The sequence below is a fragment of the Qipengyuania intermedia genome (assembly GCF_019711615.1).
Classification (GTDB): domain Bacteria; phylum Pseudomonadota; class Alphaproteobacteria; order Sphingomonadales; family Sphingomonadaceae; genus Qipengyuania; species Qipengyuania intermedia.
The window spans coordinates 164,269-186,618 of record NZ_JAIGNS010000002.1 but is presented as its reverse complement, the minus strand read 5'-3'; the positions used below and the strand labels follow the sequence as shown (position 1 = coordinate 186,618).

29 protein-coding genes are annotated in these 22,350 nt (G+C 64.1%); 12 read left to right on the top strand and 17 right to left on the bottom strand.

From position 1 onward, the window contains the following. The first annotated feature begins 47 nt into the window (after window positions 1-47). Both K3179_RS07235 and K3179_RS07230 read left to right on the top strand, forming a co-directional pair. Entirely contained in the window at window positions 48-479 is a 432-nt protein-coding gene (locus K3179_RS07235) for a DUF983 domain-containing protein (protein WP_221563516.1), read from the top strand. Continuing rightward, entirely contained in the window at window positions 476-1,240 is a 765-nt protein-coding gene (locus K3179_RS07230) for a HesA/MoeB/ThiF family protein (protein WP_221563514.1), read from the top strand. Before K3179_RS07235 ends, K3179_RS07230 begins: the two co-directional genes overlap by 4 nt. Here the strand turns inward: K3179_RS07230 and K3179_RS07225 are convergent. Both K3179_RS07225 and K3179_RS07220 read right to left on the bottom strand, forming a co-directional pair. Next, window positions 1,237-1,713 (bottom strand): hypothetical protein, encoded by a 477-nt coding sequence (locus K3179_RS07225; protein WP_221563512.1) that lies wholly within the window; start codon window positions 1,711-1,713, stop codon window positions 1,237-1,239. The two genes, K3179_RS07230 and K3179_RS07225, sit on opposite strands and share 4 nt — an antisense overlap. A gap of 31 nt (window positions 1,714-1,744) precedes the next feature. After that, window positions 1,745-2,449 (bottom strand): NAD-dependent deacylase, encoded by a 705-nt coding sequence (locus K3179_RS07220; RefSeq protein WP_221563510.1) that lies wholly within the window; start codon window positions 2,447-2,449, stop codon window positions 1,745-1,747. A gap of 35 nt (window positions 2,450-2,484) precedes the next feature. Between K3179_RS07220 and dapB the strand changes: the two genes are divergently transcribed. Genes dapB through nth form a run of 3 tightly spaced genes read left to right on the top strand, consistent with a single transcriptional unit; the run spans window position 2,485 to window position 4,689 of the window. Further along, window positions 2,485-3,213, top strand: a complete 729-nt coding sequence (dapB, locus tag K3179_RS07215) for a 4-hydroxy-tetrahydrodipicolinate reductase (protein ID WP_221563508.1) — start codon at window positions 2,485-2,487, stop codon at window positions 3,211-3,213. 4 nt (window positions 3,214-3,217) lie between these two features. Beyond that, entirely contained in the window at window positions 3,218-4,042 is an 825-nt protein-coding gene (locus K3179_RS07210; RefSeq protein WP_221563506.1) for an ion transporter, read from the top strand. After that, on the top strand, window positions 4,039-4,689 hold the full coding sequence (gene nth, locus K3179_RS07205) for an endonuclease III (RefSeq protein ID WP_221563503.1): 651 nt from the start codon (window positions 4,039-4,041) through the stop codon (window positions 4,687-4,689). The genes K3179_RS07210 and nth overlap by 4 nt, the downstream gene beginning before the upstream one ends. Before the next feature lie 2 nt (window positions 4,690-4,691). On the opposite strand, the gene K3179_RS07200 is transcribed toward nth, so the two are convergent. Genes K3179_RS07200 through dapE form a run of 3 tightly spaced genes read right to left on the bottom strand, consistent with a single transcriptional unit; the run spans window position 4,692 to window position 7,467 of the window. Next, a complete protein-coding gene (locus K3179_RS07200; RefSeq protein WP_221563501.1) occupies window positions 4,692-5,063 on the bottom strand; it encodes a hypothetical protein in 372 nt (123 codons plus the stop codon). After that, window positions 5,056-6,294 (bottom strand): dicarboxylate/amino acid:cation symporter, encoded by a 1,239-nt coding sequence (locus K3179_RS07195; protein WP_221563499.1) that lies wholly within the window; start codon window positions 6,292-6,294, stop codon window positions 5,056-5,058. Before K3179_RS07195 ends, K3179_RS07200 begins: the two co-directional genes overlap by 8 nt. A gap of 39 nt (window positions 6,295-6,333) precedes the next feature. Continuing rightward, window positions 6,334-7,467, bottom strand: coding sequence for a succinyl-diaminopimelate desuccinylase (gene dapE, locus K3179_RS07190; protein ID WP_221563496.1), 1,134 nt, complete (start codon window positions 7,465-7,467; stop codon window positions 6,334-6,336). A gap of 29 nt (window positions 7,468-7,496) precedes the next feature. Here dapE and K3179_RS07185 point away from each other — a divergent pair, with 29 nt between their 5' ends. Beyond that, window positions 7,497-7,964, top strand: a complete 468-nt coding sequence (locus K3179_RS07185; protein WP_221563494.1) for a cupin domain-containing protein — start codon at window positions 7,497-7,499, stop codon at window positions 7,962-7,964. Here the strand turns inward: K3179_RS07185 and K3179_RS07180 are convergent. Together K3179_RS07180 and K3179_RS07175 are read right to left on the bottom strand one after the other, a co-directional pair. After that, a complete protein-coding gene (locus tag K3179_RS07180) occupies window positions 7,961-8,854 on the bottom strand; it encodes a S1/P1 nuclease (protein ID WP_221563492.1) in 894 nt (297 codons plus the stop codon). The genes K3179_RS07185 and K3179_RS07180 overlap by 4 nt on opposite strands. Then, the gene (locus K3179_RS07175; RefSeq protein ID WP_221563490.1) at window positions 8,821-9,480 is read right to left on the bottom strand and encodes a glutathione S-transferase family protein; all 660 of its coding nucleotides are present in this window, start codon (window positions 9,478-9,480) and stop codon (window positions 8,821-8,823) included. The genes K3179_RS07180 and K3179_RS07175 overlap by 34 nt, the downstream gene beginning before the upstream one ends. A 281-nt stretch (window positions 9,481-9,761) precedes the next feature. Here K3179_RS07175 and K3179_RS07170 point away from each other — a divergent pair, with 281 nt between their 5' ends. The 3 genes from K3179_RS07170 to K3179_RS13575 all read left to right on the top strand — a co-directional run bounded on the left by K3179_RS07170 (window position 9,762) and on the right by K3179_RS13575 (window position 12,252). Beyond that, entirely contained in the window at window positions 9,762-10,178 is a 417-nt protein-coding gene (locus K3179_RS07170; RefSeq protein WP_221563488.1) for a VOC family protein, read from the top strand. Window positions 10,179-10,233: 55 nt separating this feature from the next. Further along, a complete protein-coding gene (locus tag K3179_RS07165) occupies window positions 10,234-11,262 on the top strand; it encodes a cupin-like domain-containing protein (RefSeq protein ID WP_221563485.1) in 1,029 nt (342 codons plus the stop codon). Window positions 11,263-11,379: 117 nt separating this feature from the next. Continuing rightward, complete coding sequence (locus K3179_RS13575) at window positions 11,380-12,252, top strand: helix-turn-helix domain-containing protein (protein WP_221563483.1); 873 nt, start codon at window positions 11,380-11,382, stop codon at window positions 12,250-12,252. Between the two features lie 22 nt (window positions 12,253-12,274). On the opposite strand, the gene yihA is transcribed toward K3179_RS13575, so the two are convergent. From yihA to K3179_RS07130, 6 genes are all read right to left on the bottom strand, one after another. Further along, window positions 12,275-12,928, bottom strand: coding sequence for a ribosome biogenesis GTP-binding protein YihA/YsxC (gene yihA / locus K3179_RS07155; protein WP_221563481.1), 654 nt, complete (start codon window positions 12,926-12,928; stop codon window positions 12,275-12,277). Between the two features lie 11 nt (window positions 12,929-12,939). Then, window positions 12,940-14,697 carry a membrane protein insertase YidC gene (gene yidC, locus K3179_RS07150; protein WP_221563479.1) on the bottom strand — a complete coding sequence of 586 codons (1,758 nt, stop codon included), beginning with the start codon at window positions 14,695-14,697 and terminating at the stop codon, window positions 12,940-12,942. Between the two features lie 70 nt (window positions 14,698-14,767). After that, window positions 14,768-14,977, bottom strand: coding sequence for a membrane protein insertion efficiency factor YidD (gene yidD, locus K3179_RS07145; RefSeq protein ID WP_090476411.1), 210 nt, complete (start codon window positions 14,975-14,977; stop codon window positions 14,768-14,770). Continuing rightward, entirely contained in the window at window positions 14,974-15,357 is a 384-nt protein-coding gene (rnpA, locus tag K3179_RS07140; RefSeq protein WP_221565424.1) for a ribonuclease P protein component, read from the bottom strand. The genes yidD and rnpA overlap by 4 nt, the downstream gene beginning before the upstream one ends. Before the next feature lie 277 nt (window positions 15,358-15,634). Further along, complete coding sequence (gene rpmH, locus K3179_RS07135) at window positions 15,635-15,769, bottom strand: 50S ribosomal protein L34 (protein ID WP_090478272.1); 135 nt, start codon at window positions 15,767-15,769, stop codon at window positions 15,635-15,637. 148 nt (window positions 15,770-15,917) lie between these two features. Continuing rightward, on the bottom strand, window positions 15,918-16,718 hold the full coding sequence (locus K3179_RS07130; protein ID WP_221563477.1) for an alpha/beta hydrolase: 801 nt from the start codon (window positions 16,716-16,718) through the stop codon (window positions 15,918-15,920). A gap of 241 nt (window positions 16,719-16,959) precedes the next feature. Between K3179_RS07130 and K3179_RS07125 the strand changes: the two genes are divergently transcribed. Both K3179_RS07125 and K3179_RS07120 read left to right on the top strand, forming a co-directional pair. After that, the gene (locus tag K3179_RS07125) at window positions 16,960-18,468 is read left to right on the top strand and encodes a YifB family Mg chelatase-like AAA ATPase (RefSeq protein WP_221563475.1); all 1,509 of its coding nucleotides are present in this window, start codon (window positions 16,960-16,962) and stop codon (window positions 18,466-18,468) included. A 34-nt stretch (window positions 18,469-18,502) separates the two neighbouring features. Further along, the gene (locus tag K3179_RS07120; protein WP_221563473.1) at window positions 18,503-19,726 is read left to right on the top strand and encodes a serpin family protein; all 1,224 of its coding nucleotides are present in this window, start codon (window positions 18,503-18,505) and stop codon (window positions 19,724-19,726) included. Window positions 19,727-19,730: 4 nt separating this feature from the next. On the opposite strand, the gene K3179_RS13435 is transcribed toward K3179_RS07120, so the two are convergent. The 3 genes from K3179_RS13435 to K3179_RS07105 all read right to left on the bottom strand — a co-directional run bounded on the left by K3179_RS13435 (window position 19,731) and on the right by K3179_RS07105 (window position 21,046). Next, the gene (locus K3179_RS13435; protein ID WP_247712905.1) at window positions 19,731-20,078 is read right to left on the bottom strand and encodes a hypothetical protein; all 348 of its coding nucleotides are present in this window, start codon (window positions 20,076-20,078) and stop codon (window positions 19,731-19,733) included. Between the two features lie 111 nt (window positions 20,079-20,189). Then, window positions 20,190-20,375, bottom strand: coding sequence for a hypothetical protein (locus K3179_RS13570; RefSeq protein ID WP_345722337.1), 186 nt, complete (start codon window positions 20,373-20,375; stop codon window positions 20,190-20,192). Window positions 20,376-20,491: 116 nt separating this feature from the next. Then, the gene (locus tag K3179_RS07105) at window positions 20,492-21,046 is read right to left on the bottom strand and encodes a winged helix-turn-helix transcriptional regulator (RefSeq protein ID WP_090476423.1); all 555 of its coding nucleotides are present in this window, start codon (window positions 21,044-21,046) and stop codon (window positions 20,492-20,494) included. Window positions 21,047-21,235: 189 nt separating this feature from the next. Here K3179_RS07105 and K3179_RS07100 point away from each other — a divergent pair, with 189 nt between their 5' ends. Then, window positions 21,236-21,577 carry a DUF8200 family protein gene (locus K3179_RS07100; RefSeq protein WP_221563471.1) on the top strand — a complete coding sequence of 114 codons (342 nt, stop codon included), beginning with the start codon at window positions 21,236-21,238 and terminating at the stop codon, window positions 21,575-21,577. Window positions 21,578-21,660: 83 nt separating this feature from the next. Here the strand turns inward: K3179_RS07100 and K3179_RS07095 are convergent, their stop codons facing one another. Then, window positions 21,661-22,275 (bottom strand): HAD family hydrolase, encoded by a 615-nt coding sequence (locus K3179_RS07095; protein ID WP_221563469.1) that lies wholly within the window; start codon window positions 22,273-22,275, stop codon window positions 21,661-21,663. Window positions 22,276-22,350: the final 75 nt, after the last annotated feature.

Below are 22,350 nucleotides of genomic sequence, written 5' to 3'. Positions count from 1 at the left end.
TTCACAGGGTTGTCGACAGCGCGTGTCTTAGGGGGCAAAGGCTCCGCATGCCCCTCGACGATCCATCGGCCAAGCGCCCCGACCTGCCCGCCTCGATCTGGGAGACGCTGCTCCGCGGAGCGCGCTGCCGCTGCCCACGGTGCGGTGATGGGAAAATCTTCCGCCGCTGGCTGAAGCCGGTGGACACGTGCCCCTCCTGCCGGCTGGATATCTCGGGCCAGCGGGCAGACGACTTTCCCGCCTACATCGCGATCTTCGTCACCGGCCACCTCCTCGCACCCGTCATCATCGCCCTGGCTTCGAGCGAGAACCTGTCCGCGTGGGGCGTGCTCGCCATCGTCATACCGCTGGCGGTCGCCATGATGATGCTCATGCTCCAGCCGTCCAAGGGCGCGGTTATCGGGCTCCAGTGGTGGAACGGGATGCACGGCTTCCGCAAGGAGCGCCTGCCAGAAAGCAGCGAGGACACGACACAGTGAGCCTCGACGAACAGCGCCTCGAACGTTTTGCCCGCCATATCGTACTGCCCGAAATCGGCGGCGCAGGACAGGTAGCGCTGGCGGACAAGCACCTCGTCCTGGTCGGCCTCGGCGGGATCGGCTCTCCCGCATTGCAGTATCTCGCCGCCGCCGGGATCGGCAGGCTGACACTGGTCGACGACGACAAGGTCGATGCGAGCAACCTACAGCGACAGACGCTCTATAACGAGCGCGATATCGGCTATGGCAAGGCCACCTGCGCCAAGCGCTGGGTGAAGCTGTTCGACCCCGTCCTGGAGGTGGAGATCAGCGACCGCCGGATCGATGCGGACAATGTCGATGCGCTGGTGGCAGGGGCGGACCTCGTGATGGACGGGACCGACAATTTCGCCACGCGGCTGGCGGTCTCCGACGCCTGCGTCAGGGCGAGCGTGCCGCTGCTTTCTGCCGCAGTGGGCCGCTTCCAGGGACAGGTCGGGGCTTTTGCCGGACATCTGCCGGACCAGTCATGCTATCGCTGCTTTGTCGGCGATGCCTTCGATGCCGAGGATTGCGACACCTGCGCGGAAGACGGAATGCTGGGGGCTATGGCGGGCTGGGTCGCCAGCTTCGCCGCCATGCACGCGGTCCGTATCCTGCTCGACGGGGTGAGCGCCTTCGGACGGTCGGACTGGGGGAAAGTCTACCTGCTGGACGGACTAAACCCGGGTCTCAGGGCTTTTTCCATCACCAAGGATCCGGCCTGCAAGGGCTGCGGCTAGCGCCACCACTCCTGGCGGCGCTTCTCATTGGCCTGCTCAAGCGCCGATTTCTTGCGTTCGGGATCCGTCCTGCAACGCACGCTCGACCCGTTGGGGCTTTCCTCGCATATCCGCCCAAGCCGGTCGCGACCGGGCTCCGGCGTATCGAGCACCCACCACACCATTCCGGCCAGCAGCAGCCCGCCGCTGATCAGTGCGCGTAGGCCGTAATAGGCGCAGCCTCCGCTTTTCGCTGCACTCGCATAATCGTGCTGCGCGAGGCTCGCTTTCGTATTGCGACGCGCGCTGACGAAAGCAGTGCCGCCTGCAAGCACCATCACGAGCGGGGTCAGCACCAGGAGGGCCAGCGTGTAGAAGATCACGTCACCCGTGAGCAGGCCTCTTTCGGACGAAAGGATCTCCCACCACAAATAGGCGACATAGAGATATGGCAGCACCAGGATGGCACAAATGATCTTGGCTCTCCGCGACATGACCCCTCTATAGCCGCGAAACCTTGAGAAATTACCCAGTGCCGAGCACTTCATCGACCCAGTCGGGGACCAGCTTGCCGGCCGGTCCCTGGCGCGATTCGTGGAACCAGTGCGATCCCTCGCTGCGTTCGAGGTTGAGTTCGAGCGTCTTTACGCCAAGCTCGCGCGCGTCGCTGACGAAGCCTGCGGCGGGATAGACCGCGCCGCTCGTGCCGATCGACACGAACAGGTGCGCGCTCCGCAAGGCGGCATAGATGCGGTCCATCTGGTAAGGCATCTCGCCGAACCAGACGACATCGGGCCTGAGCGAGCGCGCCTCGCAACTGGGGCATTCCGGGCGATCGATGAGGGGGCCGGTCCAGCGGTGGCGACGCTCGCACATCGGGCATAGCGCGCTAAGCAATTCACCGTGCATATGGACCACGCGGCTCGCCCCGGCGCGCTCGTGCAGATCGTCGACATTCTGGGTGACGATCAGCAACCCGCCTTCCCATTCCCGGTCGAGCCGCGCCAGCGCCTCGTGCGCCGGATTGGGCGCGACTTTCTGCACCGCCTCGCGGCGCGCATCGTAGAAGCGCTGAACAAGCACCGGATCACGCTCGTAGCCCTGCGGCGTAGCCACATCTTCGACCCGGTGCTTCTCCCACAGACCGCCTGCGTCGCGGAAGGTATCGATCCCGCTTTCGGCGGAAATGCCGGCCCCGGTCAGGACGACAATGTTGCGTAGCTCGGCCATAGGTTCCATGAACCACACAACTGCAAGGAGGGGCAATGGCAAGTTTCGGCGTAATCGGCAGCAAGGGTGCGATGGGCGAGGCGCTGAAGCGCGTCATCGAGGCATCGGGCCACACCTATGCGGGCGGGATCGACAAGGGCGGCGATCCGTCGGCGCTTGCCGATGCCTGCGATGCGCTGATCGACTTTTCCGCACCCGGCGCGCTGGCCGCCAACCTCCACGCAGCCGTCGGGGCAGGCGTGCCCATCGTGATCGGCACCACCGGCCTCGAACAGTCACATCATGAAGCGATTGACGAGGCGGCCCGTGCGACAGCGGTCTTACAGACCGGCAATACCTCACTGGGCGTCACCCTGCTGGCATACCTGGTGCGCGAGGCGGCAGAGCGCCTTGGCGACGACTGGGATATCGAGATCGTCGAGATGCATCACCGCCGCAAGGTTGATGCGCCTTCCGGTACAGCCCTGCTGCTGGGCGAAGCTGCGGCCAAGGGCCGCGGGATCGATCTTGCCGACAAGCGCGAAAGCGGGCGCGACGGACAGACCGGCGCACGCGCTCGCGGGGCCATCGGCTTTGCCGCCCTTCGTGGCGGGACCGTTGCCGGCGAACACAGCGTCATCCTTGCCGGAGAGCAGGAGCGCCTGACGCTGTCGCACAGCGCCGAAAACCGCGAGATATTCGCGCGCGGCGCGGTGAAGGCCGCCGAATGGCTGCTGTCGCGCGAGGCAGGGCGCTACACCATGGAGGAGGTCCTCGGCCTCTGACACGATGAACCTGCGGCAGTTCCTCTACCACCAGCTTCATATCGGCGCGAAGACCGATGGCCGCCTGACGCTGCTGAACATCGTGCTGGTCTGGGTCATCATCGCCGCCGTCGTCACCGCGATCATGTCGACCGAGGTCGAGTTCGACCGCCAGTGGCACGACGAAATCCTGATGGCGGAGCTGGCGTTCGGGATCGTCTTCCTCGCCGAATATGCGGCGCGTATCTATGCCGCGCCGGAACATCCCGGCCTTGGCTCGGCCCTGTCGAAACGGCTGCGCTTCATGCTCTCGCCGCTCGGGGTGATCGACCTCGTGGTCATACTCGTCACCTTCGCCCCGTTCTTCATCGCCAATGCCGCAGCCCTGCGCGTCGTGCGCCTGCTCAGGGTCATCTCGATCATGAAGTTCGGCCGCTTCACCGCGGCGACGAAGGAAATGGCGATGGCCATTCGCGAGCGCAGTTATGACCTGCTCGTCTGCATCGCTTTCGCTTTCGTTTTTCTGCTCTGCGGAGCAAGTGCGCTTTACTGGATCGAGGGCGAATTGCAGCCCGAAGCATTCGGCAGCATCCCGCGTGCGCTGTGGTGGGCGGTCATAACTTTTACCACCGTGGGCTATGGCGATGCCTATCCCATTACCTCGGCGGGCCGCGTCGTCGGATCGCTGGTGGCGATCACCGGCGTGCTGCTGGTGGCGCTGCCGACTGGCATCGTCGCCGCCGCCTTCAGCGATGCGATGCAGCACCGCCGCGAAGAAATCCAGAAAGCCCTCGAGAAAGCCCGCGAGAAGGGCGAACTCGACGACGAAGACACCCGCGAGGATACGTGACCAAGGACCAGATTTTCGAATTCTTCCGCCGCCTGGCGGAGGACAACCCCTCGCCCGAGACCGAGCTGGAATACGGCAATTGCTACCAGCTGGTGGTGGCCGTGGCCCTGTCAGCGCAGGCGACCGATGTCGGCGTGAACAAGGCCACCCGCGCCCTCTTCCGCGAGGTCGAGACGCCGCAGCAGATGCTGGAGCTGGGCGAAGAGGGCCTGAAAGAGCACATCAAGACCATCGGCCTGTTCAATTCCAAGGCGAAGAACGTGATCCTGCTCAGCCAGCTGCTGGTCGACGAATATGGCGGCGAGGTTCCGGACACGCGCGATGACCTCGTCCGGCTGCCCGGCGTGGGCCGCAAAACTGCGAACGTCGTGCTCAATTGCTGGTTCGGGCAGGAAACCTTCGCGGTCGACACGCATATCCTGCGCGTCGGCAACCGAACCGGCCTCGCCAAGGGAAAGACGCCCGAGCAGGTCGAGGCGAAACTCGAAAAGCGCGTGCCCCAGCCCTTCCGCCTCGGCGCGCATCACTGGCTGATCCTGCATGGGCGATATGTCTGCAAGGCACGCACTCCCGAGTGCTGGCGCTGCAAGGTGGCTGATCTGTGCAGCTACCAGAAGAAGGTGCTGGAGAAGCCGAAGGGGCGGTGAGGCTACCTTTGCCTGATGGCTTCTAACGCGGTGTCAACGAGGCGCTGCTGTTCCGCACGGTCTTGGCCGTAGTCGGTAGCGGTAATACTGTATTTCCACGTACACCCCGCAGACCAGTCGCAATTATTGTCAAATTTGTGCTGCACCAAGACCGTAACGTCGTCGTTCGAGAGCAAAAACATCGGAAGGCTGTCATTATCTTCCTGTAGGTCCCGCACAGGGGCTTTTATCGATGACGATATTTCTTCAATTTCACGATCAAGTGAAGCCCGATTTTCGACCTCCACCAAACCCTCTCGGCTGTAGAGCTTCTCTCCTGCCGATGGACCACAAGCCGCCAAGAAGATCGGCAACAGAAGGGTAGGCTTAAACATCGTCCGCCGAGACCATCTCGGCCTTGTCGATCTCGCCCGTCATCACTGCCACGGTCGTCGCCACGGCAGCATCGCCGCTGACGTTGGTCGTGGTGCGCATCATGTCCATGATCCGGTCCACGCCTGCCACGAAGGCGATGGTTTCCAGCGGCACGCCGACCGCGCCGAAGACCAGCGCCATCATGATGAGGCCTGCGCCCGGGATACCCGCCGCGCCGACTGCGCCGAGCGTCGCCAGGATCGAGATTAGGAAGTAGTCGCCCCATGACAGGTCGACCCCGAAAATCTGCGCCCCGAACAGCGTGGCGAGGCCGAGGTACATGGCCGTGCCGTTCATGTTGATGGTCGCGCCGAGGCTGATCACGAAGGCCGCGACCGAGTTCGATACGCCCAGATTGCGCTCTGCACAGCGCAGCGTCACCGGCAGCGTGGCGTTGGACGAAGCGGTCGAATAGCTCACCGCCATCGCGTCCACGATACCGCGGAAGAAGTCGCGCACCGGCAGCTTGGCGAGGAATTTGATCATGCTGCCGTAGATCAGGCCGATGATCAGCAGGCAGCCGAGGTAATTGAGACCCACCAGCTTGGCGAGGCTGACCAGCGCATCGAGGCCGAGCGTGCCCGCCACCCAGGCCATCAGCGCGAAGACGCCGAAGGGGGTCAGTTCCATCACGATCATCGTGACTTTCTGCATGACCACTGCGCCGCTATCGAAGATCTTCTGGACCGGCTCGCCCTCCTTGCCGGCCATCAGGATGCCGATCCCGATGAGGAGCGAGAACACGATCAGCGGCAGCACCGCGACATCGGCCATCACCTGCACCGGACTTTCAGGCACGATGGACAGGATCATGTCCACCGCGGTCGTCTCGTTCGGCACCGGCGTCTCGCCGCGCGCGATGGCGCTGGTGTCGACGCCTGCACCGGGCTTGACCAGCGTGCCCAGCGCCAGGCCGAGCCAGACCGCGATCTGGCCGGTTACGACGAAGAGCAGCATGGCCCTGCCTCCGACAGCGCCCAGTTTCCTGAGGTCGCCGATGGCAGCGACACCAGCCACCAGGCTGAAGAAGATCAGCGGGACGACCAGCATCTTGATCGACTTGATGAAGAAGTCGCCGATCCACTTGATGCTTTCCGCATCCGGGCCCCAGCTATAGCCGGTCAGCACGCCCAAGATCAGGGCGGTCAGCACGCGCTGCCAAAGCGGAATTTCGAACCAGACCTTCAGCATTTCAATCCCCTACCCTCCCGGTCTTACTGCCGGCGTGTCTTATCCCAGCGCGTCTTTCGCGATCGCCGTGTAGATGCGGCTTAGCGTGGAAAGGTCCTCGATGGCTACCGCTTCGTCGCGCTTGTGCATCGTCGCGTTGCAAAGGCCGAATTCGATCACCGGACAGACGGCGCGAAGGAAGCGCGCATCGGAAGTGCCGCCCGTGGTCGAGGGTTCGGGATCGATGCCCGTTTCCGCTTTCACGGCGCGGGCGATGATGTCCGAAAATTCGCCCGGCGGCGTCAGGAACGGCTCGCCGGAAATGATCGGGAGGGCCTTGCCGCCGTGCTTTTGCGCGATCGCGCCGATCTTTTCCGACAGTGACGCGCCGGAATGCGTGTCGTTGAAGCGGATGGAGATACGCGCCTTGGCCACCGCAGGAATGACGTTGTGCGCATCATTGGGCACGTCGACTTCGGTGATCTCGAGATTGGACGGCTGGAACCAGTCGGTCCCCTCATCGAGCACCAGCGCATCGAGTTCGGCCAGCATGGCGACCAGCTTCGGGATCGGATTGTCGGCAAGGTGCGGATAGGCGACATGGCCCTGCGTGCCCTCGACCTCGAGCCAGATGTTGACCGAGCCGCGCCGCCCGATCTTCATCATGTCGCCGAGGCGATTGACGCTGGTCGGCTCTCCGACAAGGCAGAGGTCGGGCTGGTGGCCCTGTTCGCGCATGAAATCGATCAGGGCGCGGGTGCCGTGGAGCGCGGGGCCTTCCTCATCGCCCGTGATGATGAAACTGATGGTACCGGCCTCTGCGGGGACATTCGCGACGGCATCGACCATGCAGGCGATCGAGCCTTTCATGTCCACCGCCCCGCGTCCGAAAAGCAGGTCCCCCCTGATTTCCGGTTCGAAGGCATCGCTGGTCCAGCCATTGCCGGGCGGCACCACGTCGAGATGTCCGGCGAAGGCGAAGTGCTTCGAGCCTTCCGGACCGCGGCGGATGGCGAACAGGTTTTCGACCGGCGCTTCGGGCGAGCGCGGCTCGCCGTCGCCGCGGGTGAAGCGGGTGATCTCGAACCCCAGCGGCGCGAGCATCGCTTCCATCGCGTCGAACACGGCCCCCGTTGCCGGGGTGACACTGGGAGCGGCCATCAGGCGCTTGGCGAGTTCGAGGACTTCGGTCATGCTGTGTCCGCTAGCAGGAGTGAGTGCCAATGCCCAAGCTCGATCTCGACGCCATCCCCCAGACCAATGCGACCGGCTACCCGCCGCCCTTCGATGCCGACGTGGCGGGGCGCAACTATCGCCGCCTCGCACCGGTCGCCGGGCTCACGAAGCTTGGCGCGAGCCACGTGGTGCTGGACCCGGGTGCCTATTCCTCTCAGCGGCACTGGCACGAGGGGCAGGACGAGCTGGTGATCATGCTCCAGGGCGAGGCCGTCCTGATCGAGGACGAGGGCGAAATTCCCGTCGGCCCCGGCGATATCCTGGCCTGGCCCGCAGGAGAGCCGAACGGCCACCAGCTCCACAACCGCGGCGATATTCCCTGCGTTTTCATCGCCATCAGCGGGGGCGACAGGGATGCGGACAGGGGTGAATATCCCGACATCGACATGGTGTTCACGCCCGATGGCTATTTCAAAAAGGACGGCACGCCCTACCCGACCAGTCGCGTACCCTAGTCGCGCTCCGGCTCCGGCAAGGGGCCCGGCGCGAAGGCGGCATCGAGATATTCGGCCATGCGAATACCCGCCTGCACGACACGGCGCTGCGAAATCGGGATCGCGCGCTCGATATCTTCCTGCGTCAGCGCCGTTTCCTCGGGCAGGTCCGCACCTTCGCACGGGGGGCGGTCGAAGGCATTGGGATAGACGAAATCGCGGCTTGTCTCCCAGCTCTCGCGGCCCCAGTCGGCAGGCGTCCCGCCGCCCAGCTCCGCGCGTTCGTCGGCGCTGTAGCGACGCACCAGCGGAGTGGGCGAGGAGGTGATGGCGCGTTCCGCCAGCGGGCCGTCCCAGATCCAGTGCAGGTTCAGTCCCGGCGCGATGCCATAGGCGGTTTCGATATCGTTGCCCCCGCGATCCTCGTGATCGCCCGAATGCAGCGGCATATGCACGTCGCCGATGAAGTGGACGAGGAAAGCAAGCGCTTCCAGTCGGACATTCGCCGGCAGGCCTTCGTCGGCAAGGATCCGCTGGTTGCGTTCGATCTGGGCGAGGATGCAGTTCTGTCCCGAGCAATTCTTGCGCGGCTCATACGCCTCGCACACCGGCGTGGTGCGATAGTGCCAGGCGAAAGTGTAACCCCAGCGCCAGTAATCCTTGCGCAGGCAATCGGGCCAGACGCTCGCGTCCTCAAGCGTAGCGAGGTCGCAACCGGCGACACCCAGTTCCGGCGCCGCGCGCAGCAACTTCACGATGCCGGCGCGCGTTTCCGGACGGATGTTCTCGTTCGCGATCTCGGCCGTGGTGCGGTGGGCGTAAAAGCCCCACGCGCTCGCTTGTGCCGGAAGCAGCGCGGCCAGCGCCGTCAGTGCGGTCAGGAGACCGTGTCGTATTGCTCGATAGCCCATTCTTCGCTTTCCGATGCCGAAATCCATGCCTGCATCCACTCGTGCTCCCACAGCGCCTGCATATAGGACGCCGCGAAGCCGGGGACCGCTATCTGGTAGCTGATGAACCGGCTGACAACAGGCGCGAAGAAGATGTCCGCCGCCCCGAAGGTGCCGAACAGGAACGGCCCGCCGCTGCCGAAGCGGCTGCGCGCTTCCGCCCATAGGCCGAGGATGCGCAGGATATCATCCTTGCAGGCCTCGCTCGGCTCGAAACCGTCGAAGCGCTTGCGCACGTTCATCGGGCATTCGCTGCGCAATGCGGCGAAGGAGGAATGCATTTCGGCAACCATCGAACGCGCCATGGCGCGGGCCGCGTCGTCCTTGGGCCAGAAGCGGTCGCGCCCGACCTTGTCCGAAAGATATTCGAGAATGGCGAGGCTGTCCCACACGACGACCTCGTCGTCCCACAGGATCGGCACCTTGCCGCTGGAGGGGCGGATTTCCCCGCCCTGCTTGGTGGCTTCCCAGTTTTCGCCGAACAGGGGCACGACGATCTCTTCGAACGACAGTCCCGATTGTTTCGCGGCCAGCCAGCCGCGCAGCGACCAGCTCGAATAATTCTTGTTACCGACGATGATCTTCATGCGGGCTCCACCATTGCCTTGCGCCATGCGGGGTAGGCGTTCAGCAACCTGCTGTCGAGCCTGAATGAGCGACGCGGGGGCGGGTGACGAAGGCGACACTCTGTCACCCGGGGTTCAAGGACTATTCCGATTTTAATTCATGGCCTTATGCAATTGGTGATAGGGTGACACTCCTCCCGCCGCACCGTGCACCAGCCGACGCTTTCGGTAACCGGTCATGCACAGCCACTGCCGCGTAGGAAAACCTTTATTGCAGGCGGTCGGTCCACTATCCTTGGGCCATGAGCCTGCGCCCCTTCCACCTCGCCTTTCCCGTCCGCGACCTTGCAGAGGCACGCGCTTTCTACGGCGGGTTGATGGGCTGCGCGGAAGGACGATCGAGCGAGGAATGGATCGACTTCGATTTCTACGGCCACCAGATCGTGGCCCATACCGGCGGCGAAGCAGGTGATCGCGCGAGCAATCCGGTCGACGGGCATGACGTGCCGGTGCCGCATTTCGGCGTGGTGCTTACGATGGAGGACTGGCAGGCGCTGGCCGACCGTCTCGTCGCGGCAGGGGTCGAATTCGCTATCGAGCCGACGATCCGTTTCAAGGGGCAGCCGGGCGAACAGGCGACGATGTTCTTCCGCGATCCCAGCGGCAATGCGCTGGAGATGAAGGCCTTTGCCGACGATGCGATGCTGTTTGCGACATGACCGCGCGCCCACAGCTTTTCCTTTCTACGTAATTGTAGGCTAGGCACGCGCGGCAATGCCCGAACTACGCGAATACGAGAGCCCGAGCGCCCAGACCTTCAGGGACGAGATATACCCCGCCGCCCGCCCGGCGATCCTGCGACAAGTGGCCGCAGACCTCGCGCCCGTGCAGATGGCGAAACGCTGCACGGGCGAGCTGGCCGACTATCTCAAGCAGGCGATCGGAGAGCGTGCGATCAACGTGCTCGCCTCCAATCCCGATGCAGGCCCGACCTTCTTCTTCGACGGCGATGTCTCGCGCCTCAATTTCCAGCGCGGCAATATGCCGTTCTCGCGCTTCATCGACAGAGTCCTGTCACCCGTCAGGGGCGACCAGATGCTTTACCTGGAATCGACCAAGGTGGCAGACCTCAGCCAAGAGCTGGCGAGCGCGCTGCACCTGCCGATCCTGTCAACGCAGGTCCAGCCGCGCGTCTGGATGGGCAACAATACCGGCACACACACGCATTTCGACGTGATGCAGAACGTCGCCTATGTCCTCAGCGGCAAGCGGCGCTTCACCCTCTTCCCGCCCGACCAGACGCCCAATCTCTACATGGCTCCTTTCGAGGCGTCTCCATCGAATGCGCCGGTGTCGATGGTCAAGCTGGAAGATCCCGATTTCGAGCGCTTCCCGCGCTTTCGCGAGGCGCAGGAACAGGCGCTGGTCGCAGATCTCGAGCCGGGCGACGGTATCTTCATTCCCTATATGTGGTGGCACCATGTGAAGGCCGAGGGCGATCTCAACGTGCTCGTGAATTACTGGTGGAACGAGCACGAGGGTATGGGCACCCCGCTCGATGCCATGCTGCATTCGATCCTCGCCGTGCGCGACCTGCCCGAACCCATGCGCAATGCGTGGCAGACCATGTTCGAGACCTTCGTGTTCAAGCAGCATGGCGAGCCGATGGACCACGTCGAACCGCACCTAAGGGGCGGTCTCGGCCCGCATACCGAACAGAGCCGGGTGCAGATGTGGCAATCGCTGGGGGCGGGTCTATCGAAGACGATGGAGAAGGTCTTCAACCCGCGTTTCCGTCGCTAGGCCATCGCGCGACAAGCCGCTGGTGTTGTCCGGCCCTCTCCGGTAGATATGACGGTCAAGTGAACCGCCATCGGAGAGTTCGCAGTACTAGATCGCGCCGCAAACCTGGATACGGGTGTGACAGTCAGCTACGCGCTGCCTGCTCCTGCCTTGCGGCCTTACGTCTCCACCTACTCGCTGACCATCGTCGATCCGGACACCCCGAAGATATTCGACCAGGTCTATCCGGAATGGCCGAATATCCGCATGTCGGTGGGTGGCGACATGGCAGCCTGCACCGGTCCCGGCCCCTTGGTCGATTGCAACCCCATCTGCGCGATTGGTCCGACCACGCACGCCACGCATTTCTCGCTCGCGCCGGGCCGCTACTGGTCGATCAGCCTGCTGCCGCTCGGCTGGGCGCGGTTCCTCGACCTGCGCGCAAACGAGTTCGCCGACTATTGGGAGGTGATCGGCGATGACAGCCCGTTTGCCGATTTCGCCCCGCTGCTCGAATGCGACCGGCGTCACCAGAGCCTTCCGAAAGTGGCCGCGCGCATCGACAAGCACCTGCTCGCGATGCTGGATCGTCCGGCGCACAGGGAAGAGGTGATCTACAAGGCGCATCGCGCCCTGCTCGATCCGGAGGTCAATTCCGTCGCTGCGCTCGCGGAGCAGACGGGGATCGGGGTGCGGGCGCTGGAGCGGCTCTCGCTTGCCGTCTTCGGGTTCAGTCCCCGGCTGCTGCTGCGCCGCCAGCGTTTCCTGCGCAGCCTTGCGCAATTCATGCTCGACCCGTCGCTGGCGTGGATCGACACGCTCGACAGCCAGTATGTCGACCAGGCGCATTTCATTCGCGACTTTCGCCGGTTCATGGATACGACGCCCAGCGCCTATGCGGCCCAGCCTCATCCGGTGCTGTGGGCCGCCGCCAAGGCGCGCACGGAGATTGCCGGCAAGCCGATGCAGGTGCTCCAGCCGCCAAGCGGCTTCATTTCCGACGAGGAATGACAGCCGGCGGCAATGCCGGGTCTTAGATGCCGGCGTCCTGAAGCAGTGCGGCGCGCAATTCGCCGATGCCCATGCCTTTTTCGCTGCTGGTCACATGGATCTGCGGATAGGCGGCGACGTGGGTCTTCGCCTCTGCCTCGACCGCGGCCACGGTCTTGGCCAGTTCGCTCGCCTTGATCTTGTCCGCCTTGGTCAGCACCACGCGGTAGCCCACGGCCGCCTCGTCGAGCATTTTCATCATCTCGCGGTCGACGTCCTTCAGCCCGTGGCGGGCATCGACCAATACGAGGTTGCGCACCAGCACCTGGCGGCCGCGCAGGTATGTGCGCACCAGGTTCTTCCATTTCTCGACGACCTTCACCGGCGCCTTGGCAAAGCCGTAGCCGGGCATGTCGACGAGGCGGAACTGGGTCGGCTCGCCCACTTCGAAGAAGTTGAGTTCCTGCGTGCGGCCCGGCGTCACCGAAGCGCGCGCGATCGAGCGGCGACCGGTGATCGCATTGAGCAGCGAGCTCTTGCCCACGTTCGAACGGCCCGCAAAGGCGATTTCGGGCACGGTCGGCTCGGGCAGGAATTTAAGCTGCGGAGCCGAGAGGAGGAACTCCACCCGGCCCGAAAACAGCTTGTTCGCGCGCCGTTCCAGCTGGGCCAGTTCGGCGGCTTCTTCGTCGGTCATCGTCTGCCCAATCAGCCCTTGGCCTTGGCCGCCGCAGCGGCTTTCTCGGCCTTTTCCTTTTCAGCCGCGGCTTTGAGCTGCGGATGCTTGGAGTAGAGGTATTTCTGCTGCGCCAGCGTCAGGATGTTCGACGTTACCCAGTAGAGCAGCAGGCCTGCCGCGAACGGGGCCATGATGAACATGAGCACCCACGGCATGATCGAGAACACCTGCTGCTGGATCGGGTCCATCGCCGACGGGTTCAGCTTGAACGTCAGCCACATGGTGACACCCAGCAGCACGGCCAGCACGCCGATGGCAAGGAAGCTGGGCGGCGTGAACGGCAGCAGGCCGAACAGGTTGAGGATGGTCGCCGGATCGGGCGCGGACAGGTCGTCGATCCACAGGAAGTCGCGGTGACGCATCTCGATCGCGAGGTAAAGCACCTTGTAGAGCGCGAAGAAGATCGGGATTTGCAGCAGCAAGGGCAGGCAGCCGGCCAGCGGATTGACCTTCTCTTCCTTGAACAGCTTCTGCATTTCCTGCTGCTGCTTGACGCGGTCTTCCTTGTACTTTTCCTGCAGCGCTTTCATTTTCGGCTGGATGGCCTTCATCGCAGCCATGGAAGCGAACTGCTTCTGCGCGATGGGGAACATCACGCCGCGCACCACGATGGTGAGGCCGATGATCGCCACGCCGAAATTGCCGACCAGGTCGTAAAGGTTCTTGAGCAGCCACAGCAGCGGCTTTTCGAACCAGCGGAACCAGCCCCAGTCGATAGCGAGGCCGAACTTTTGGAGGCCGGCATCTTCGTAAGCGTCGAGGATGGTGGAATCCTTGGCGCCCGCATAGAGGCGCGAATCCGTCGTGTACTTGCGGCCGGCCGGAATGGTCACCGGATCGTAGATCATGTCGGCGCGATAGGTATCGTTGCCCAGCGCGCGGAAAGTCGCCTCGGGCGCGGCGCCGTCCTGCGGCACGAGGGCCGAGAGCCAGTAGATGTCGGTAAAGCCGAGCCATTCGGCGCGGCCTTCCGGATTGGCCGGACCGTCATCGTCGAGATCGCTGTAGTCGAAGTCGTAATTCGCGCTGTCGCCGAACACGCCGATGGGGCCGGAATGCGCGATGAAGAAGTCGGCGCTGGCCGTGTCCGACGTGCGGCTGACGAGGCCATAAGGCTGCGCCACGATGGGCACGCCCGAACGGTTGGCGATGCTCTGCTCGACCGAGATCATGTAGTTCTCGTCGATCGAATAGCGCAGCTGCAACTCCAGCCCGTTGCCCGCATCATGCGTGAGCGTGACGGGGCTTCCGACCGACAGAACTTCTCCATCGGCACTCCACACGGTCTCGTCCGGCACCTTCTGGCCGTTCACGAGGAAACCGTATTGCGCGAAATGCTGTGCGGGGGTGCCGCGCGGCGAATAGAGGCGCACGGGGCCGCTATCCTTGTCAGTCGTCTCGGCGTAATCCTTGAGCACGAGGTCGTCGACGACCGCGCCCACGAGATTGATCGACCCTGCGACCTTGGGCGAATCGATGGCAACGCGGTTGCCCGACGTGAGCGCCGTGTCGAGATCGGCCACTTCCTGCGCGATGGCCGCCGGATCGGTCAGCCCGCCGGTGCGCGAATGCACGACTTCGCCGCCTTCGACCGGAGTCGTGGCCGTCTCTGCCGCCACCACGGGTTCGTCCGGCTGCGGGTAGAAATAGTTCATCGCAGCGTCCCAGCCCAACAGCAGGGCCATCGAGAGCACGACTACGAAGATGATATTGCGCGAGTTTTCCAAGGTCGATCCCGGGTTTGATTTCGATTCAGATGGGAATGGTGTGTTATCTAGTCAAGACAGTAGGCGGTGCTTACGGTACTGGGTCGTGCCCGCAGCCCCCCCATGGCTGGCAGCGCAATAGCCGCTTGAGGGCCAACCATCCACCCTTGATCGCCCCATATTTTTGTAGCGCCTCGATCGCATACTGGCTGCACGAGGGGGTGAAGCGGCACGTCGGCGGGAGGATGCGGCTGGGCCCGAGCTGCCAGGCGCGCGCGATCCAGATCAGCGGATACTTCATGCGCGCGGGCTCCGCCGCTTGCGGGGGCCGCGCGCGCGGTCGCCCTTGCCTTCGCTCGCTCTCGACAACGCTGCCTCGAGTTCCTGCGTCATCGCGGCGAAATCGCGCTCGACCGAACCGTCGCGGCCGATGAGGATGTGGTCGTGATCGGCAAGGCCGTGTTCCGGCAGCGCGGCCCAGAGCAATTCGCGAAACCGGCGCTTGATGCGATTGCGGACCACCGCATTGCCGACCTTCTTGGTCACGGTGATGCCATAGCGCTTGCCCTTGCCCTCGTTCGGCCGCGTCAGTAGCACGAAACCGGGCTTGGCATTGCGCAGCCCACGGTTGGCAGCAAGGAAGTCACTGCGTTTGCGGATGACGGAAAGACCGTGGGGCATGGGTAGCAGATACGCAAAACGGGCCGAGGAGTCTTTGTTTTCCGCACTCGCATCCGCGAGCGCGATATCCTCGCTCATGCGACCTGAAGGTCGCGTCGCTGCGGGCGGCCGGTTGGCCTTGCCTTCGCTGCGCTCCGGTTGATTGCGCTTTTCCATGAGGCTCAAACCAGAACGGGCTCCCGCCTGGGAGCCCGCAAGGGCGACTGCCCGTCGCGGCTATTGCCGCGAAGCCAAGAAGCGCGGATGCGCGCCGCCCGGCGTCTGAGAGTCTATAAAGTTAAGCGCAGAGGTTCTTGCGGCCGCGATTACGGCGAGCGCGAAGCACCTTGCGGCCACCCGGGGTAGCCTTGCGCGCAAAGAAACCGTGGCGACGGGCGCGCACGAGGTTCGAGGGCTGGAAAGTCCGCTTCATCGGATGGTCCTTCAAAAAATTCGTTGTTCGTCGGGCAACACGCGAAGAGGCGAATCGCGCCAACAAAAAGGGCCGCCGCTTCCGGCGACCGCATTGGTGGAGGGGCGCTTAGGCCAAAGCCAGGTGTCGGTCAAGTCCTTCAAGGCGCTCAAAACGCGGCATGGGCAATCTGCGCAGGACGCGGCGCTCCGCCGATCCAGCGCCGCATTTCGCGCGCACCCAGCCAGCGCGCTTCGCGATGCGGGACCGAGTTGGTGAAGCTGTAGAATGCGCGCGCGTCACCCTCGCTCATGCCCATCTCGCGATAATAGCTCAGATAGCGGCGGTTCTGCGGCGCATCCATGGCAAATTCGTGCGCCTCGCGGCCCTGCTCGTCCATCCAGCTGTGCACTGCGAACTCGGCGCCCTCCGCGATTTCGCGCACCGCGCCCGCCAGGAACAGCTCGACCGCACCCGAGCGCACCGAGCCGCGCCGCGGAACGTAGGTCGAAAGGCCAGCGGAACGGATCATCCGGCCCAGCTGCAGATTGGCGATATCGTCCCGCGTCCCGGGGCATTCGACCATGTCGATCTGCGAAAGGCCGGGATGGTTGCGCAGCATGACGCGAAACCAGCGCGGGCTCTCGCGGTCGGTCTCGCCCACCAGCGCGACGCGGTTCTCGTCGATCACCCGGAACGGGCCATATTGCGCGATACCCCCCGCATAGCTGCGCGCGCTGGTGTCGATCGACGGCAGGCGATGCGCCACGGCAGAATAGGGTTTTGCCATTATCACCTGTGGCTGCGGCACGGGACGCGGCACGAAGCGCGTGGTGGCGGCGGGCGGCGGCGGTGCGAGGACAAGCGTATCTGCGCTGACCGGGGCCTTGTGCGGTGCCACCTGCGCGATGGCACCAATCGCTACCTTGTGCACGGGCGGCTGCCCGACGAAGGCAGCTGGCAGCTTCACGAGGCCCAACGACTGCGCCACAACAGGGGAGGCAAATCCAGAGGCAAGCATGGCTAGCAGAAGGAGGGCCGCGCGAAGCATGGGCAACCCAATGCGCCCGGCTCCCTTTCCGACCTGCCAAGGGTCATGGTCAACGCCGCGTTAACCGCACCTCTTGCCCACGCCTTTTCGCGTGCAAGCCTCGACAATCAAAGGCTTTCTTGCCAGTGCCTGCGGACGAATACTCAGGCGGGGGTTAAGCGTGGTCGCATTGGTCCGGACGGTGGCCTATCTCGGGCTGGAGGCGCGCAGCGTGGAAGTGCAATGCTCCCTCGCGCCGGGCCTTCCCAACTTCAATATCGTGGGCCTGGCCGACAAGGCGGTCGGCGAAAGCAAGGAGCGCGTGCGCGCGGCGCTTGCCTCGATGGGCCTCGCCCTGCCGCCCAAGCGGATCACCATCAATCTCTCGCCTGCCGACCTGCCCAAGGAAGGCTCGCATTACGACCTGCCCGTGGCGCTTGCCGTGCTGGCGGCGATGGGTGTCACCGATGCCGAGCATCTGGGGGACTGGGTCGTGGTGGGCGAACTGGCGCTCGACGGGCGCGTCGCTCCTTCGCCTGGCGTCCTTCTCGCCGCGCTGCATGCTAGCGAAGCGGAAAAGGGCCTCATCTGCCCCGCCGCGCAAGGGGCGGAGGCGAAATGGGCGAGCGATGTGCCCGTCCTTGCCGCACCCGACCTCGTCAGCCTGCTCAATCATCTCAAGGGTACAGCCCAACTCGCCGAACCCGACCGCGGCCTTATCGAAGAGCCCGCGCCCTTCACCGATCTCAAGCAGGTGAAGGGACAGGAAACCGCCAAGCGCGCGCTGGAGATCGCGGCGGCGGGCGGGCACAATTTGCTGATGGTCGGCCCTCCGGGCGCCGGCAAATCGCTGATGGCGAGCTGCCTTCCCGGCATACTGCCAGAGCTGACCCCGGCAGAGGCGCTGGAAGTGAGCATGGTGCAATCGGTGGCGGGGATCCTCGAAGAAGGGCGCATCAGCCGCGCGCGCCCGTTTCGCGCGCCGCACCATTCGGCGAGCATGGCGGCGCTGACCGGCGGCGGATTGCGGGTCAAGCCGGGCGAGGTGAGCCTGGCGCATCTCGGCGTCCTCTTCCTCGACGAATTGCCGGAATTTCAGCGGGCCGTGCTCGATTCGCTGCGCCAGCCGCTGGAAACGAACAAGGTCGATGTCGCGCGGGCCAATGCGCACGTTACCTTCCCCGCCAATGTCCAGCTGATCGCGGCGATGAACCCGTGTCGTTGCGGGCACCTGGGCGATCCGGCCCTCGCCTGTTCGCGTGCCCCCAAATGCGCCGCCGACTACCAGAGCAAGGTTTCGGGCCCCATGCTCGACCGCATAGACCTGCACGTAGAGGTCGATCCCGTCAGCGCGGCCGACCTCGCCCTGCCGCCTCCGTCAGAAGGCAGCGCCGAAGTCGCAGCGCGGGTGGCAGCCGCCCGCCAGCGCCAGACCGCGCGCAAGGAAGAGACGGGCGTGCGCACCAATGCGGAATTGCAGGGCGACGCGCTCGACCGTTTCGCCGCGCCGGACGAGGACGGGCGGGCGCTATTGTTGCAGGCCGCCACGGCCATGCGCCTCTCCGCGCGCGCCTATACGCGCATGCTGAGGGTGGCGCGCACGATTGCGGACCTCGCAGGCGCGGAGCAGGTCGGGCGGATCCATGTGGCGGAGGCGCTGAGCTACCGCCGGCAACCACCGCGCGCCTGATGCGTTATGTCCTTCTATCGGAAGGAGAAATGCAATGCTTGCTGCAGGGTCGAAGACGCTTCTCTCTACAGCCATTGTCGCCTTGATGGCGGGCTGCACGACGCCGCCAGCGGACACCTCTGGCGCAGAGGAACCGGCAGCCGTCACCGAGCAGCGCGATGGCGCCATGGCGCTCCTGCCGGTGCTGGATGCCGAGGCCGGACCGGAAGAGAATGTGGTCTTCTCTCCTGCCAGCATAAACCTTGCATTCGGGCTGCTTTACGAAGGGTCGGGGGGCGACACCCGCGCCCAGATCGGCCGCATCCTGCCGCCGCCTGCCGACCCGCTCGGCTATGCGAGCGACGAGAAGGACGTCGAGGTCAGCGTGGCCAATGCCCTGTTCCTGGATCGGGACTTCCGGTTCCGCGACAGCTACGTCAGTCGCACGCGCCGGGCCTATGATGCTGCTGCCATTGCGGTCGACTATTCCGATTCCGTCGCTTCGGCCAAAACGATCAATGATTGGGCGGACAAGGCGACGCGGGGGCTGATCCCCAATGTGATCTCTCCTCCGGCGATCGACGAATCCATGATCGCGGTCCTTGCCAACGCCCTTTATTTCGAGGGGCTGTGGAAGACGAAGCTGCTCTATCGCAAACAGCATCCCTTCCTGTTCGGCAACGGAGCGGAAGAGCCCTTCACTTTCGTCGGCCAGACGTTCGACGTAGCCTATGCCAGCAGGGGCGACTGGGAGGCGATCCGCCTGCCCTATCGCAACGAACGCTATGCCATGGACATCGTGATGCCGCGCAATCGCGAGGTAATGGAGCGGGCCGCATCCGCGCAATTGCTGGAAAGCTTTGCCGGCGACCTGGCAAAGGCAAAGCCCGACCTCGTCGAGGTCGAGATACCCCAGTTCGAGACCGATTATTCGCAAAGCCTGGTCGCGCCGCTCAAGGCGATCGGCCTCACATTACCTTTCACGAAAGGCGAGGCGGATTTCTCGGCCATGGTGGAACCGGGCCAGCCGCCCGTGGTGGTGAGCGACGTTCGCCACCTTACCAAGCTGCAGGTCTATGACGAGGGGACCAAGGCAGCGGCAGTGACGACCGTTACGATCATCACGACCGGCGCGCGCATCCTGCCCAAGGAGCCGCGCCGGTTCCGCGCCGACCGGCCTTTCATGATCGTGTTGAGGGACCTCGAGCAGGATGCGATCCTTTTCGTCGGCCGGATCGCAGATCCACAGCCGTTCGAACCCGAAGTCGAGGAACCCTGATCGCTCAGCTTTCCGACAGGTCGAGATTGAGCCTGGTCGGCTCGTGCTCTGCGTCGCCTTCGAATTTCTTCAGGAAATCCTCGATCGGGACGGCCTGCGCCTTGTCGACCATGGGGTTCGACTTGGCCATTTCGACCGCCTTCAGTTCGTCCGGCGTCATGCGGACGTGGATGTAGGGCATCCAGACTTCGCCGAAATCGGCCTGCTGGTACCATACGTCGAGGATGTCGTAGGACGCCCACGATCCGCCCGGTTCGCGCAGCCGTATGCCCTCGCCGATGCGCGGCACCGCGACGGTCTTGATCCGGAAGACCGATTGGTGGGTCTCGTTCTGAACTTCGATTTCGATCACATTATGGCCCGGCTTGTTGGGGAGTGAATCCCGTGTGCAGCCACCGCAATGACAGCAAGGCGTTGAGATCGTTTTAACGATGACGTCACGGAGCCACCTTGGAAAGTGACGTCACTTTTGCGCGTAGGGCGTGTTCTTCACCAGGTGCCGGTTGTAATCGGGGGCGCCATCGTCCCACCACACGGGCCCGCGTTCGCCCAGCGCCACCTTGGCTTCATGCACCTGCTGGCGGGCGGCACGTTCTGCCGCTTCGTCTTTATCGCGCAGCGCCGCACCGACTGCACGGCGCGCATCCATTAGCTGAGCGACGAGACGCGCTCGCTCGCTTTCCGGCAAGTGGGGATTGGAGGCACGCCACAGCCGGCCGCGAACGATGATGTAGCGCCCGTCTGCGGTGCGTTCGACGGAATCGCTCAGGCGGCGTCCTTGGCCTTGCGCGCGGTGGCGATGTCCACCACCGAGCCGTTCTTGAGCGTCATGACCGGGCTGGCGGTCGAGCCGTCGGCGCGCACGCCGAGGTTCTTGCGCTCGACGAGAGCGAGATCGGCCGGGCCGAGGATGCGCCCGTCATGACTGAGGATCGAAGTCGGCCCGATCGGCAGGCGGTCGATCTCGTCGACCAGTACGGGGTTTTCGACGATCTCTCCGCCGTATTTCTGGCCCCACTGGCGCAGCGCCACCATAGCCGGCAGGAGGTCGAAGCCCTTGTCGGTCAGGCGATATTCGATTTTTCGGCGGTCGTCCGGGCAGGGATCGCGCTTGAGGATGCCGTGTTCCACCAGCTTGGCGAGGCGGTTCGAAAGGATATTGCGCGCAATGCCCAGCTCGCTGAGGAATTCCTCGAAGTGATGCAGGCCGTTGAAGCTGGCGCGCAGGATCATGAAACTCCAGCGTTCGCCCATGACCTCGAGTGCCTGCGGCAGGCCGCATTCTGTCAGTTCGCGTAGTGGTTCGCGGATATCGCCCATAAAATCAGTCCTTCTGGTGCAACCTATTTACCGGTTTTCCCGCCAAAGCCAAATTCTTTGAAAAAATGAGTTGCATCGCGCAACCTAATTATCTAGGTGGTGATTCGCAACTGGTTGCAAATTGAAACTTACATTGCATTTTTCGCACGGCCAGTTGAGAAAAACGCAATGCACTGAAGGAATGATACGATGACCCTCTCCCTCGATCGTAGCGCCAAGATCAGCGTGTTCGTGTCGGCTTTCGCCTACACCGCCCTCACCTTCGGCGCCCTCACCACCCCCACCGCTGCCGAAGCCCGCAGCGATGCGCCTTACTACACTGCCGAACTCGCCCAACCTGCTGCAGAGCGCACCACGGTTGCAGGCGGGGTTGCCTGGACCTGCGCGGACACCAGCTGCGTCGCACGCAAGGGCACCTCGCGCCCGGTCCGCATCTGCCGCGATCTCAAGCGCGACCTCGGCGAAGTGAAGGCGTTCACCGCCAAGGGTGAAGAGCTGGACGCCGACAAGCTGGCGAAGTGCAACGGCTGATCCCGAGCACCACCACATCCCCCACCCCCTCTCCATCAGGGTGGACCTTGGAGCCCCGGCCACAGTGCCGGGGCTTTTTTCGATCAGATAAGCCCGCGCTCGCTCAGGTCGTTCTCGAGCAGCCGCGCCTCGGTGAAGTGATGCACCTGCCAGCCGCAGTTGCGCGCCGCGTCGATATTGGCCGGGTTGTCGTCGATGAAGAGCATGGAGGCGGCAGGCAGGCCGAACCGCCGTTCCGCCAGCGCGAAGATCGCCGGATCGGGCTTGGCGACACGCTCTTCGCCCGAGACCACGATATCACGGAACCGGTCGAAGATGCGTTCCTGCGGGCGGAAGCCGGCCCAGAACTCGGCACCGAAATTGGTGATGGCGAACAGCGGCATGCCTGCCTCGTCGAGCCGTTCGACCAGCGCATGGCTACCCGGGACCGGGCCGGGAATGGTCTCGTTGAAACGCGTAGCGTAGGCGCGGATTTCCTCCGCAAAGTCCGGGTAGAGCGCGATACGTTCCGGCACCATCTGCGCCAGCGGACGCCCGGCATCGTGGAGGAAGTGCCATTCCTCGGTCACGACTTCGCCCAGCACCTTTTCCAGCCGCTCGGGATCGTCGACGATCTTTTCGAACAGGGCACTCAATTGCCACTGGTAGAGCACCCTGCCCACGTCGAATACGACCGCCTCGATCGGACTATCACTCATCACACGCCTTCCATACGCGAACGGCCCGCACTCCCTTCCGGGAGCCGGGCCGGTTCATGACGCTTGCGGGGCAAA